Genomic DNA, 12,126 nt, shown 5'->3' with positions numbered 1-12,126 from the left:
TCAGATGGCGCATCGGCAACAGATTGGGATATTGTTAGCGCTGCCCCTCGTTATAGGAATATCGCACGCGGCGACTGCTGGAGATTTGATCATACCGTTATCGTGCGACATTGGTCGCACGTGTTTCATCCAGAATTACGTAGACATCGACGATAGTCCCTCGGCCAAGGACTACATGTGCGGGACATTGACCTATGACGGCCATAACGGCGTCGATTTTCGATTAACGTCACATGGCGGACAGCAGAAGCCGGTTCACGTCGTCGTAGCCGCCGAGGGCACGGTGCTGCGAACTCGCGATGGCCTTGCGGACAGCCCTGTGAAAGGCGACAGGCGCGATGCAGCCAAAGGAAATGAATGCGGCAATGGCGTTGTTGTCAGACATTCCGGAGATCGCGAAACCCAGTACTGCCATATGGCCAAAGACAGCATCTTGGTAAGAGCTGGAGATACAGTCCGCGCCGGCCAAGTTCTCGGTGCCGTCGGCATGTCGGGGCTAACTGAGTATCCGCATCTACACTTTATTGTGCGGCGAGAAGGGAAGGTCATCGATCCCTTTGGAGCAGGCTTGATGCCTGGCGCTTGCGGCAGTCATACTGAAAGTGAATGGACGGACGATGCTCGGGTTCGTCTGGCCTATTCACCGCGCGCAGTCTTGAACTTCGGATTCGCTACCGAAGCAGTCACGAACGATATGATCGAGGTTGACGCTGTCTCTCAGCGCAAGCCAACTACGAAATCTGAAGCCCTTGTCGTTTATGTTCGGACAATTGGCTTGAAGACGGGCGACGAACAGTCACTGACGCTGCGCGATCCCGACGGCAGGATCATCGCCGAGAAGGGTCCAGTTGCAGTTGCGCAAAATCAGGCCCAGACGCTTCTCTTCATCGGAAAAAAGCGGTCCACCGAACCTTGGCCAGGCGGAGTATATTCCGCGACATATATCGTCGGGCGTAACGGCGCCCCGATGTTGAACCAGGTATTTCGTCATGATCTGCGTTAGCGGGTCCATTTTCTATCACGCCTCGACATTCATCTGTACACCTGCGTCGCTCTCTCAGGAGGTGGGCTCTCTGGCGGGTGCCTCCGAAGAATTCTGAAAATAATCCTTGACGTTGTTTTCGAAGAGATTATATTCCATTGCATCCCGTCCCACTTTGAGGGGCGTTGCCAGGGACGCTTGTTAGCGCGGGGCGGGATGTGGCGCCTGCGGGCGGGAGGGAGACGTTTCCTCACGCACTCGGGAGGCCTTGGGTCACCGTCCGGCCCCACTACGGGGGTCTGCCACTCATGCTGGCTGGACGTGGCATTGGTGAACGGCGGGAAACCGTCGGGATCAGCGGACTGCGGAGCTCTGCGCCTTTGCCCGGAAGAACGGTCCCGGGGACAGAAATCGCCACGATGGAGCGTCGAAAGGCGTTTCCGCGGCCTCTGCTGTCCGGCGATCCGGACACTACGCTGCGGCACTGTTACCAAGTCGCGCCTTTCGGCGCTTCATCTCCCTCATTTTCGAGGGAGACCACGGGGACCGCCACGCACGCGCACAGGCGCGGGCAAGGACGGCGCGTGACCGTCACCCAAGTCACTCATATCCAGTCATCATCGTCACAACGGGAGTTCACATGATCATCTCGCAACACGACGCCTGGCATCTCGCGCAGCGCGCCAGGGACAAGAGCGACCTGGCGGCCAAGCGGCTGTCTGATATGATCGTCGCCGCCTGCATCGAGGAGATCGAGCGCGGCAATGCGAACATCCTTCGCACCTATCGCACTTGCTTCATCAAGGCCTGTCGTCGTGCGCACCATTGCACAGGCAGTCGGCCGATCTGTCTGCTGTTTCAACGACGGCGCGTTTTGAATGCAGAGCAACAGCAAGCGATGCTGGACGAGATGTATTGGCGCATCCTGGAGGCGCTCGTCGCCAGCGAGGCGGCGTGATGGATTTGTTAACCGGCATCGCGCGCTGCGGTAGCGCTACCGTGACACCGCCTGCGGGGTCCGTTAGTGTCGCCCGCAACAGAGCGCGGCGATGCGCGCTCATAGCCGGGGTTTTGCGACATGCGCGCACTGACGATCACGACGTTTTCTCCTTTGCGCCCGCGCAGCACGGCGCTTGCTGTTATCGCGGTGCTGGCGCTGCTCGATGTCACGCTGCTGGTGGCGCGCGAATTGCCGAGCGTGCCCGTGCTGCAGAAGGTCGGCTTCGACATGGAGTCCGCCGGCTTCAAGGCGCGCTTTGCCAACGATGCCGCAGGGAAGGCGGCCTTAAGCAAATTACCGGCCTATCGCTTCGTCGTGCACACCACGCCGAACGGGCCGCGCTATCTCTATGCCGATCCCGCCAAATGCATGTGCACCTTCGTCGGCAATCGCGACAACTATCTCAACTATCAGGATATCGTGCGCCGTGGCCTGCCGCAGGCGGATTATGTGGCGCCGGACTACAAGACGCAGGCGAGCGCATTGCTCTCGGACGATCCGATCGCGTCGGACCAGATCGACTGGCAGCCCGACAGTCTCGCGGATGCGTTCCGGGATTATTACTGATCGCGACCTCTCCCCGCCTGGCGAAGCTTGGCTTCGACCGGCGGGGAGAGATCAGAACATCAACCGTCGATCTTGCCCGCGATGATCGGGCCGAACAGCTCCCACTTCTCGCCCTTGAAGCGCTGCATCTGCAGCTGCTCGATCGGGTAGAAGTCGGTCGCCGAGGTCGAGATGGTCACGCCGGGCAGCAATGTGTCGGGCGCGAATTCCTTGAGGTTGGCTGCTTCCTTCATGATGTTCGCGCGGGTCAGGTTGTCACCGGCCTGCTTGAGCACCTGAACGATGGTCTGCGCCTGGCCATAGCCATAGACGACCGAGCCGTCGCTCTTGTCCATGGTGGGCGCATATTTGGCGAGGAAAGCGTAGAATTTCTTCATGCCCTCGTCATTGTCCCAGCTGGAATCGGCGCCGTCCTTAGCGTAGTTCGCCGACAGGATGCCTTGGGCGATCTCGTAGCCCGCCGGCTTCATCACACCGCCGACCGAGGAGCCGACATTGCTCTGGATGAAGGTTGGTTTCCAGCTGAGCTCCGCCACTTTCTTGATCGCCTGCGCAGCGAATTTCGGCGTGGTGAAGCTGACAAAGGTGTCGGCATTGGTCGACTTCAGCTTGACGATGTGGGACTCGATGGTTGGCTCCGACACTTCATAGCTTTCCTCGGCGACAATCATCGATGCCGCCTTGGCGCCGAGACCATCCTTCAGACCCTTCAGCATGTCTTTGCCGAAATCGTCGTTCTGGTACATGACCGCGATCTTGGCGTCGGGCTTTTCTCTCAGCAGATAGGCCGCATAGATCCTGGATTCGCTCTGATAGGCAGGCTGCCAGCCCATGGTCCAGGGGAAGTCCTTGTAGTCGCCGAATTTGGTGGCGCCGGTGGCCACGAACAGTTGCGGGACCTTCTTCGCGTTCATGTATTTCTGAATCGCGGAATTCGATGGCGTGCCGAGCGAGCTGGCGATGAACAGCACTTCGTCGGATTCGACGAGCTTGCGGGCCTGCTCCACAGCCTTCGGCGGCGAGTAGCCGTCGTCATAGGTGATGTAATTGATCTTGCGGCCGTTGATGCCGCCCTGATCGTTGATCATCTTGAAATAGGCTTCTTCCATCTTGCCGATCACGCCATAGGCGGATGCGGGCCCGCTATAGGGCATGATGTTGCCGATCTTGATCTCGGTATCGCTGGCGCCGGTGTCGTATTTTTTCTGGGCGAAGGCAGTACCGCCAAAGGCCGCACTGAGGGCTGCGGCAACCGTGAACGTCATTGCACGCGAGCTGAACGAAGGCATTTCTGATCTCCCTGATCTCTGGATAAACCGCGCGTATTCTTGTTTTTATTGAATGCTGCGGCGCGTCGGATTGAATACTTTTCCGCTGCAACTAGCAAGAAAAAGCCCCTCACGACTTTCGTCGTAAGGGGCTGTTTTATTAAGCAGTTTTAATGTTCCAGCGCGAGTTGTTGCAACGCGCTTTGTCGCTGTCTTCCCAGTCGTCATGCCCGGGTTTGTCCCGGGCATCCACGTCTTGGCTACAAGCTAAGAAGGCGTGGATGGCCGGGACAAGCCCGGCCGTGACGAAGCGTAAGACGGTCGCATTTTTGTGAACGATTACCCGCCGAGCTTGCTGTCGATCGGCGGGCCGAACACATCCCACTTCTCGCCGGTGAAGCGCATCATGCGCAGCTGCTCGATCGGATAGAAATCGGTCGCCGAGGTGTTGATCTTGACGCCCGGCAACAGCGTGTCGGGTGCGAAGTCCTTCAGGTTGGCGGCCTGTTTCATGATGTTGGCACGGGTCAGGTCGTCGCCGGCCTGCTTGAGGACCTGAACCACGGTCTGTGCCTGGCCGTATCCATAAGCAGCCGAGCTTTCGGCGGGATTGGCGAAGGGGGCGTATTTGGCCAGGAAGTCGAGATACTTCTTCATGCCCTCATCGTCCTTCCACTGCGGATCGATGGCATCCTTGGCATAGGCCAGCGACAGCACGCCCTGCGCGTTGTCGATGCCGGCGGGACGCATCACTGCGCCGACCGAGGAGCCGACATTGCTCTGGAAGAACATCGGCTTCCAGCCGATCTCGGCCACCTTCTTGATCGCCTGCGCGGCGAATTTCGGCGTCGAGATCGAGACGAAGATGTCGGCGCCCGATGCCTTCATCTTGACGATGTGCGAGTCGATGGTCGGCTCGGATACTTCATAGCTGTCTTCAGCCACGATCATCGAGGCCTTCTCGCCGAGGCCGTCCTTGAGGCCCTTCAGCATGTCCTTGCCGAGGTCGTCATTCTGGTAGAACACGGCGATCTTGCCGTTCGGCTTCTCGGTGATCGCGTATTGCGCGAAGATGCGGCCTTCGCTCTGATAGGCCGGCTGCCAGCCCATCGTCCATGGCGCGGTCTTGTATTCGCCGAACTTGGTCGCGCCGGTGGCGACGAACAGCTGCGGCACCTTCTTGGCGTTCAGATACTTCAGGATCGCCGTGTTCGACGGCGTGCCGAGCGGACCGAACACGAACAGAACTTCGTCGGATTCGACCAGCTTGCGGGTCTGTTCCACGGCCTTGGCCGGGCTGTAGGCGTCGTCATAGCTGACGAAATTGATCTTGCGGCCGTTGATGCCGCCCTGATCGTTGATCATCTTGAAGTAGGCTTCTTCCATCTTCCCGATGATGCCGTAGGCCGAAGCCGGGCCGCTATAGGGAATGATGTTGCCGATCTTGATCTCGGTATCGCTCGCCCCGGTATCGTATTTCTTCTGGGCATTCGCGGAAGTTGAGAAGGCGAGAAACGCAAACGCCGCGCTCGAGAGCGCGGCGGTGCGCAGAAAGTTTCTGCAGTTCATAGGTCCTCAGTGTTTACGTAGTTTGCCTATCAAGCCCTGTGCCAAATAGGCGAGTTGCCTGGCCCCATTCGGGAGCAGGAAGATGATGATGATCAGAATGACGCCGAACACGGCGCCAGACAGACCCTTCGAGACGTGTTCCGCAATATTCGGAACGAAGACGATGAAAGCCGCACCGGCCAGCGAGCCCGGCAGCCAGCCGACGCCGCCGACCACCATGCCCAGGAACAGCGCAATAGCGAGCTGGATGGTGTAGCCATCCGGCGCCACGAACTGCACGGCGATGGCACCGAGACCGCCAGCAACGCCGGTGATGCCGGCGCTGACGCCGAAGGCCAGCGTCTTGTAGAGCGAGACGTCCACACCCATCGCCGAGGCGGCGATTTCGTTGTCGCGGATCGCCATCATGGCCCGGCCCGACCGCGACTTCAGCAGGTTGACCGAGAGGATGTAGATCAGGATCGTGACCGCGAGGGTGAAGAAGTACAGCCACATGTCCTGCGACACTTTCAGACCCAGCGAGGCCAGGATTTCCGGTGCATCAGGCTTGGTGACGACAAGGCCCTGCACGCCACCGGTCCAGTGTTCGAACACGCCGAGCTTCAGGAGCTGCGGCATCGCCACCGCGAGGGCGAAGGTCGCCAGCGCGAGGTAGATGCCGGAGAGCCGAAGCGCCGGCAGGCCGAATAGGAAGCCGGCGATGAAGCAGACCAGGCCGGCCACAGGGAGCGTCAGTGCGTAGTTGACGCCGACATGTTCCATGAGGATCGCCGACGTATAGGCGCCGAGGGCGTAGAACGCGCTCTGGCCGAGCGAGAACTGGCCGCTGGCGCCGGTCAGGATGTTCAGTGCGAGAACCGCGATGGCGTAGATCAGCCACATCGTCATCTGGAAGATGATGAAGTTTTTCACGAACAGTGGTGTGACGATGAGCAGCGCCAGGATGATCAGCGATGCGAGCGGGCCGAGCGCCATTGCCTTTTTGGGAACGGCAGCGACCGCGGGAGCGGCGGAGACGTCTTGAACGGTGCTCATGATCAAACTCGCTTCACGATGGCACGGCCGAACAGGCCATTGGGTTTGACGACCAGCACGGTGATAATCAGCGCCAGGGCGATGGGCAGTTTCAGCTCATTGCCGACACCCGGGATATAGGTGCCGACGAGGTTCTCGAAGACGCCGACGAGGAACCCGCCAATGACAGCACCCAGTGGGCTCGTGAGTCCGCCGACGACGGCCGCGGCAAATCCGTAGATCAGCACGCCGCCCATCATGTTGGGCTCGAGGAACACGACGGGGGCGATCAGCATACCGGCGATCGAACCGATCGCAGCTGCCATGCCCCAGCCGAGTGCAATCATCCATGAGGTGTTGATGCCGACCAGCCGCGCCGATTCAGGCATCGACGCCGCTGCCCGCATCGCAAGGCCCACGCGGGTGTAGCGGAAGAAGATGAACAGCAGGACGAGCAGGATGATCGTCACGCCGATCATGCCGGCCTGATGCGTCGAGATCAGCTGGCTGCCCAAGAAGGGCGACGAGCCGAACGGCGAGGGAAACTGCTTGATGGTGAAGTCCCAGGTCAGGCCCGCGACGCTGTTGATGATGGCGAACAGCGCGATGAAACCGGCGACGTGGGTCAGCACCGGCGCCTTGGCGAGCGGCTTGAACAAAGCCCGCTCGATGACGATGCCGCCGACAAAGGAGAAAATCAGCGTGAGCGCGAATGCGCCCCAATAGGGTATGCCCCACTGCATCATCTGCCAGGCGACGAAGGTCGAGAACATCGCCATTTCGCCCTGGGCGAAGTTCAGGTGGTCGATCGCCTGGTAGATCATGACCACGGCGAGCGCCATACAGGCGTAGATCGCGCCGGTGGCGATGCCAGCCAGGACTTGGTTGGTAAAGAGTTCCATGGCCGCCCCCTCAATATCCCAGATACGATTTACGGACGTCTTCGTTGTTCGCGATCTCGTCGGCAGTGCCGGACATCACGATGCGTCCTGTTTCGATGACATAGGCCTTGTCGGCGAGTTCGAGCGCGAGCTGCGCGTTCTGTTCGACCACAAGAATGCTGACCTTGTCCTCGCGGTTGATCTTGCCGAGGATCTTGAACAGATCCCGCACGATCAGCGGCGCAAGGCCGAAGGACGGCTCGTCCAGCAGCATCAGGCGGGGACGCAGCATCAGTGCGCGGGCGACCGCGAGCATCTGCTGTTCGCCGCCGGAGAGTGTGCCGGCCTGCTGGGTATGGCGCTGCTTGAGCACCGGGAAGTGGGCATACATGCGCTCGATGTCGTCACCGATCGCCTTGGTATCCTTGCGACTGATCGCGCCGAGCTGCAGGTTCTCTTCCACCGTCATGGTGGTGAAGGTGCCGCGGCCCTGCGGCACATGGGCGATGCCCAGCCGCACGATGCTTTCGGTCGACTTGTTGTCGAGCTTCTTGCCCTCGAACTCGATCGAGCCCGTGGAGCGGATCATGTTGCAGATCGAGCGCAGCGTGGTGGTCTTGCCGGCACCATTGGCGCCGAGCAGGGTGGTCAGGCTGCCTTCTTGCAGTTCGAATTCGAGGCCGTGCAGTGCCTGGACCTGGCCGTAATACGCACGCAGGTCTTTTACGTGAAGCATCGCGGTCATGAGTCTTTGTCTCCCAGATAGGCCTTGATCACAGCAGGGTCTTTCTGGACGGCAGCGGGTGTGCCTTCAGCGAGCTTCTTGCCGAAATTCAATGCGACGACATGGTCGGCGATCGACATCACGAGACCCATGTGATGCTCGACCAGGAGCACCGTCACGCCGCGATCGTCGCGGATGCGGCGGATCAGGTCGCCAAGGATGTAGACTTCCTCATGGTTGAGACCGCCTGCGGGCTCGTCGAGCAGCAGGATCTTCGGTTCGGCGGCGAGCGCACGCGCGAGTTCGACGCGCTTCTGCGTGCCGAAGGGAAGACCGCTGACGATCGTGTCGGCCACGCTATGCAGGTCGAGATAATCAAGGATGTCGTTGACGTCCTTGTTGATCGCAGCTTCTCCTGATCGAACCCATGGCAGCTTCAGCGAGTCGCTGATGATGTCGCTGTTGGTGCGCGCATGCTTGCCGACGCGGACATTGTCACGCACGGTCAGGTTCGGAAACAGCGCAACATTCTGGAAGGTGCGGCCGATGCCGATCTCGGAAATCTTGTGCGCCGGACGATTCAGGATCGTCTGGCCGTCCATCAGGATATCGCCCTTGCTCGGCTGGTAGAGCCGGCTGAGGCAATTGAACAGCGTGGTCTTGCCGGCGCCGTTCGGTCCGATGAGGCCAAGGATGTGGCCCTGTTGCATGTCGAACGAGACGCCGTTCAACGCGATGATGCCACCGAACACAACGCTGACGTCGCGAACCGAAAGCAGCGGCGCCGTCGATGCGACGGGCGCGCGCTCTGCGAGTTGTGCCTGCGTCATGTGCGGCGCCCCTCGATCGTCGGCTGCGGCGAAGTCTTGCGCAGGTCACGACGATGAAGGCTGTCAGAGCCCTTCAACAATGCGTGCAACTTTCCCTCCTGATTTGATTTTTTTGCTGTCGAGTTTTTTGGATTGTGGTGCAGCTGTTCCCCCGAGCGCCGCTTCGATGTTTCTTACCATCGCCAATAGCCGAGGTCCAATATCGTTGAGCAAGCGCTCTTCCGTGAAACGGAACGCGGGCGCGCCGCAATTAAAGGCATATGGACCGGTGCCGTCATTCAATGTCATCGCGACACCGGCAGCGTGCACATCGTCCTGCCACTCGCCTGCCGAGATGACAAAGCCGTGGCGCGCGACCATTTCGCCTGCGCGCTCAAGCCCGTCGCGCATCTTCGACCAGCGATGTCCGTAGTGCTCGCGGAATTCGCGCAATAATTGGGCACGTTCTTCCGGCGGCAACGCCCAGAAATAAGCGCGGCCCATCGCCGTGGTTGCAATGGGGATGCGCGAGCCGACGTCGAGTTGAACGCCGACAGTGAGACTGGAGCGGCTCTGCCCGAAATAGATCATGCTCAATCGATCGCGCGCGCCGACTGCGCAGGCACCGCCGGTTTGCCGCATCAATTCGTCGCGAAATGATTCCGAGAGATGCTTAACGCCTAAGTTCGCAAGTGCAGCATACCCCAGGGCCATGGCTGCTGGCGCGAGTTGATACTTCTCGAAGCGTGGCACAGGTGTAAGGTAGCCCAACTTCGTGAGTGTGTAAGTCAATCGCGAGATGGTTGGCTTCGGCAATTTGGTGCGGGCGGCAATCTCCTGATTGCCGAGAAGCCCGTCATTGGGGCGAAATGCACGCAAGACATCCAGGCCGCGAGCCAATGCGACGACGAAATTGCGATCTGTCGCCACATTCTTCGCTGGACGTTTCATGCTTCCCAAAATTTGGTTTTGTCAGTTTCATACGATTGCACCACGGCCCTCGTTGACAAGGGACGCTCTTCAAAATAACCCTCCGTGTCAAGATGTGGAATTAAATTTCGCAGTGCGAAACTAAGAAAATCAGACCGGTAAACGTAGCCAAGGAGAATGCCGTGAGCGATGTCGTAAAGCTTGAACGTCATGATGAAGTCGCCATCGTCACGATCAACTCTCCCCCTGTAAATGCGCTGAGTGCGGCGGTTCGCCGCGGCATTTTTGAGAACGTCAAAACGGCCGCTGCCGATCCTGCCGTGAAGGCGATCGTCATCGCATGCGCAGGCCGTACCTTCGTTGCCGGCGCCGACATCACCGAATTCGGCAAGCCGCCGCAGTCGCCCGGATTGAGCGAAGTCATTGCGGAAATCGAGAATTGTTCCAAACCGGTGATCGCCGCGATCCATGGCACCGCGCTGGGCGGCGGCCTCGAGCTCACACTCGGCTGTCATTTCCGCGTGGCGACAAAAGAAGCCAAGCTCGGCCTGCCTGAGGTGAAGCTCGGCCTGTTGCCGGGTGCCGGCGGAACGCAGCGCCTGCCGCGCGCAGTCGGTCCTGAACTCGGCGTCAAGATGGTCGTCACCGGTGATCCGATCAGCGCATCTGAAGCCTTGAAGAACGGTCTGATCGAAGAGATCGTCGAAGGTCCGGCCTCGGGCGCAGAAGCTTTTGCGCGCAAGGTCATCGCTGAGAAGCGTCCGCTGCGCCTGCTGCGCAACGACGATTCCAAGCTTGCCGCCGCCCGCGCCGATCGCACCATCTTCACCAATGCCGCTGCAGCCGCCAACAAGAAGAACCGCGGCATGAATGCGCCGCTGGCCTGCGCCGAAGCCGTGAGCTGGACGCTCGACGTGCCGTTCGACGAGGCGCTCAAGAAGGAGCGCGAGATGTTCCTCAAGCTGGTCGCCGACGACCAGTCCAAGGCGCAGCGTTATGCCTTCTTCTCCGAGCGCGAAGCCGCCAAGGTCCAGAACGTGCCGGAAGGCGTCAAGCCGCGTCCGGTCGAGCGCGTCGCCATCATCGGCGCCGGCACCATGGGCGGCGGTATTGCGATGTCCTTCGCCAATGCCGGTATTCCCGTCACGCTGATCGAGACCGGCGAGGAGCAGCTCAAGCGCGGCCTCGGCATCATGCAGAAGAACTATGAAGCCACTGCAGCCCGCGGTGGCATTCCTGCCGATGCGCCGGCCAAGCGCATGGCGCTGATCAACGGAGTCGTTGGCCTTGAGAACGTCAAGGATGTCGATCTGGTGATCGAGGCCGTGTTCGAAACCATGGCGATCAAGAAGGAAGTGTTCACCGCGCTGGATGCCTATGCCAAGCCGGGCGCCATCCTCGCCAGCAACACCTCGTATCTGAACATCGACGAGATCGCGGCCGTCACCAAGCGTCCGCAGGACGTGCTTGGCATGCACTTCTTCTCGCCGGCCAATGTCATGAAGCTGTGCGAAATCGTCCGCGCCGACAAGACCGCGCCGGACGCGCTCGTCACCGCTGTCGCTGTCGCCCGCAAGATCGCCAAGGTCCCGGCCGTGGTCGGCGTCTCCGACGGCTTCGTCGGCAACCGCATGCTCGCGGCCCGCTCCAAGCAGTCCGAGAAGTTGCTGTTCGAAGGCGCGCTGCCGCAGCAGGTCGATGCCGTCGTCACCAAGTTCGGCATGCCGATGGGTCCGTTTGCCATGGGCGATCTCGCCGGCCTCGATATCGGCTGGCGCTCGCGCAAGGACCGCGGCATCACCTCGCCGATCGCCGATGCGCTCTGCGAAGCCGGCCGCTTCGGTCAGAAGACCGGCAAGGGCTATTACAAGTATGAAGCCGGCTCCCGCGCGCCGGTGCCGGATCCGGAAGTCGAGAAGCTCATCGACGATACCTGCCGGAGCCTGGGCCTGACCCGTCGCGCCGTCAGCGACCAGGAAATCCTGGAACGCATGATGTATCCGATGATCAACGAGGGTGCCCGCATCCTCGAAGAGAAGGTCGCTTCGCGTCCGAGCGATATCGACGTGATCTGGCTCTATGGCTATGGCTGGCCGATCTATCGCGGCGGCCCGATGTTCTATGCCGATCAGGTCGGCCTCAAGCAGATCGTCGAGCGCCTGCAGTTCTATGCCAAGCAGACCAACGATCCGTCGCTGGAGCCGGCTGCGCTGCTGAAGAAGCTGGCAGATGAAGGCAAGACGTTTGCTTCGCTGGCGAAGGGCTAGTTGTGGTGACGCGAGCACGATGTGCTCCCCTCCCCCTTGCGGGGAGGGGCCGGGGGCGGGGGTCCCCGGGCGACGTCACTTGTGGCTTACCCCCCTCCCTGACCCTCCCCCGCAA

At 60.5% G+C, this 12,126-nt stretch carries 11 protein-coding genes; 4 read left to right on the top strand and 7 right to left on the bottom strand.

Annotated elements, in window-relative coordinates; translation table 11 throughout:
- The first annotated feature begins 4 nt into the window (after positions 1-4).
- From AC1DUY_RS19615 to AC1DUY_RS19605, 3 genes are all read left to right on the top strand, one after another.
- Positions 5-1,003: a M23 family metallopeptidase gene (locus AC1DUY_RS19615; protein ID WP_120288674.1), complete on the top strand. Its 999-nt coding sequence runs from the start codon at positions 5-7 to the stop codon at positions 1,001-1,003.
- Positions 1,004-1,622: 619 nt separating this feature from the next.
- On the top strand, positions 1,623-1,940 hold the full coding sequence (locus AC1DUY_RS19610) for a hypothetical protein (RefSeq protein ID WP_478116389.1): 318 nt from the start codon (positions 1,623-1,625) through the stop codon (positions 1,938-1,940).
- 120 nt (positions 1,941-2,060) lie between these two features.
- Positions 2,061-2,549 (top strand): hypothetical protein, encoded by a 489-nt coding sequence (locus tag AC1DUY_RS19605; RefSeq protein WP_478116387.1) that lies wholly within the window; start codon positions 2,061-2,063, stop codon positions 2,547-2,549.
- A gap of 59 nt (positions 2,550-2,608) precedes the next feature.
- Here the strand turns inward: AC1DUY_RS19605 and AC1DUY_RS19600 are convergent, their stop codons facing one another.
- The 7 genes from AC1DUY_RS19600 to AC1DUY_RS19570 form a co-directional block, all read right to left on the bottom strand.
- Positions 2,609-3,814 (bottom strand): ABC transporter substrate-binding protein, encoded by a 1,206-nt coding sequence (locus AC1DUY_RS19600; protein WP_478116800.1) that lies wholly within the window; start codon positions 3,812-3,814, stop codon positions 2,609-2,611.
- 342 nt (positions 3,815-4,156) lie between these two features.
- Positions 4,157-5,386 (bottom strand): ABC transporter substrate-binding protein, encoded by a 1,230-nt coding sequence (locus AC1DUY_RS19595; protein ID WP_478116385.1) that lies wholly within the window; start codon positions 5,384-5,386, stop codon positions 4,157-4,159.
- 6 nt (positions 5,387-5,392) lie between these two features.
- Positions 5,393-6,421: a branched-chain amino acid ABC transporter permease gene (locus AC1DUY_RS19590; protein WP_093759247.1), complete on the bottom strand. Its 1,029-nt coding sequence runs from the start codon at positions 6,419-6,421 to the stop codon at positions 5,393-5,395.
- Positions 6,422-6,423: 2 nt separating this feature from the next.
- On the bottom strand, positions 6,424-7,302 hold the full coding sequence (locus tag AC1DUY_RS19585) for a branched-chain amino acid ABC transporter permease (RefSeq protein WP_089261600.1): 879 nt from the start codon (positions 7,300-7,302) through the stop codon (positions 6,424-6,426).
- Between the two features lie 10 nt (positions 7,303-7,312).
- Positions 7,313-8,026 (bottom strand): ABC transporter ATP-binding protein, encoded by a 714-nt coding sequence (locus tag AC1DUY_RS19580; protein WP_116663743.1) that lies wholly within the window; start codon positions 8,024-8,026, stop codon positions 7,313-7,315.
- Entirely contained in the window at positions 8,023-8,835 is an 813-nt protein-coding gene (locus AC1DUY_RS19575) for an ABC transporter ATP-binding protein (RefSeq protein ID WP_089261596.1), read from the bottom strand. Before AC1DUY_RS19575 ends, AC1DUY_RS19580 begins: the two co-directional genes overlap by 4 nt.
- A 63-nt stretch (positions 8,836-8,898) precedes the next feature.
- Positions 8,899-9,765 (bottom strand): IclR family transcriptional regulator, encoded by an 867-nt coding sequence (locus tag AC1DUY_RS19570; protein WP_120288678.1) that lies wholly within the window; start codon positions 9,763-9,765, stop codon positions 8,899-8,901.
- A 161-nt stretch (positions 9,766-9,926) separates the two neighbouring features.
- Between AC1DUY_RS19570 and AC1DUY_RS19565 the strand changes: the two genes are divergently transcribed.
- The gene (locus tag AC1DUY_RS19565) at positions 9,927-12,011 is read left to right on the top strand and encodes a 3-hydroxyacyl-CoA dehydrogenase NAD-binding domain-containing protein (protein ID WP_441228828.1); all 2,085 of its coding nucleotides are present in this window, start codon (positions 9,927-9,929) and stop codon (positions 12,009-12,011) included.
- Positions 12,012-12,126: the final 115 nt, after the last annotated feature.

This window comes from Tardiphaga sp. P4_G1, assembly GCF_056401215.1.
The sequence above is the reverse complement of the archived record's forward strand: the minus strand, read 5'-3'. Positions and strand labels throughout refer to the sequence as shown.

Coding starts and splice junctions, on each gene's coding strand:
- AC1DUY_RS19595 (WP_478116385.1), bottom strand. CDS start 5,386: ATGAACTGCAGAAACTTTCTGCGCACCGCCGCGCTCTCGAGCGCGGCG.
- AC1DUY_RS19580 (WP_116663743.1), bottom strand. CDS start 8,026: ATGACCGCGATGCTTCACGTAAAAGACCTGCGTGCGTATTACGGCCAG.
- AC1DUY_RS19570 (WP_120288678.1), bottom strand. CDS start 9,765: ATGAAACGTCCAGCGAAGAATGTGGCGACAGATCGCAATTTCGTCGTC.
- AC1DUY_RS19590 (WP_093759247.1), bottom strand. CDS start 6,421: ATGAGCACCGTTCAAGACGTCTCCGCCGCTCCCGCGGTCGCTGCCGTT.
- AC1DUY_RS19585 (WP_089261600.1), bottom strand. CDS start 7,302: ATGGAACTCTTTACCAACCAAGTCCTGGCTGGCATCGCCACCGGCGCG.
- AC1DUY_RS19615 (WP_120288674.1), top strand. CDS start 5: ATGGCGCATCGGCAACAGATTGGGATATTGTTAGCGCTGCCCCTCGTT.
- AC1DUY_RS19600 (WP_478116800.1), bottom strand. CDS start 3,814: ATGACGTTCACGGTTGCCGCAGCCCTCAGTGCGGCCTTTGGCGGTACT.
- AC1DUY_RS19575 (WP_089261596.1), bottom strand. CDS start 8,835: ATGACGCAGGCACAACTCGCAGAGCGCGCGCCCGTCGCATCGACGGCG.
- AC1DUY_RS19610 (WP_478116389.1), top strand. CDS start 1,623: ATGATCATCTCGCAACACGACGCCTGGCATCTCGCGCAGCGCGCCAGG.
- AC1DUY_RS19605 (WP_478116387.1), top strand. CDS start 2,061: ATGCGCGCACTGACGATCACGACGTTTTCTCCTTTGCGCCCGCGCAGC.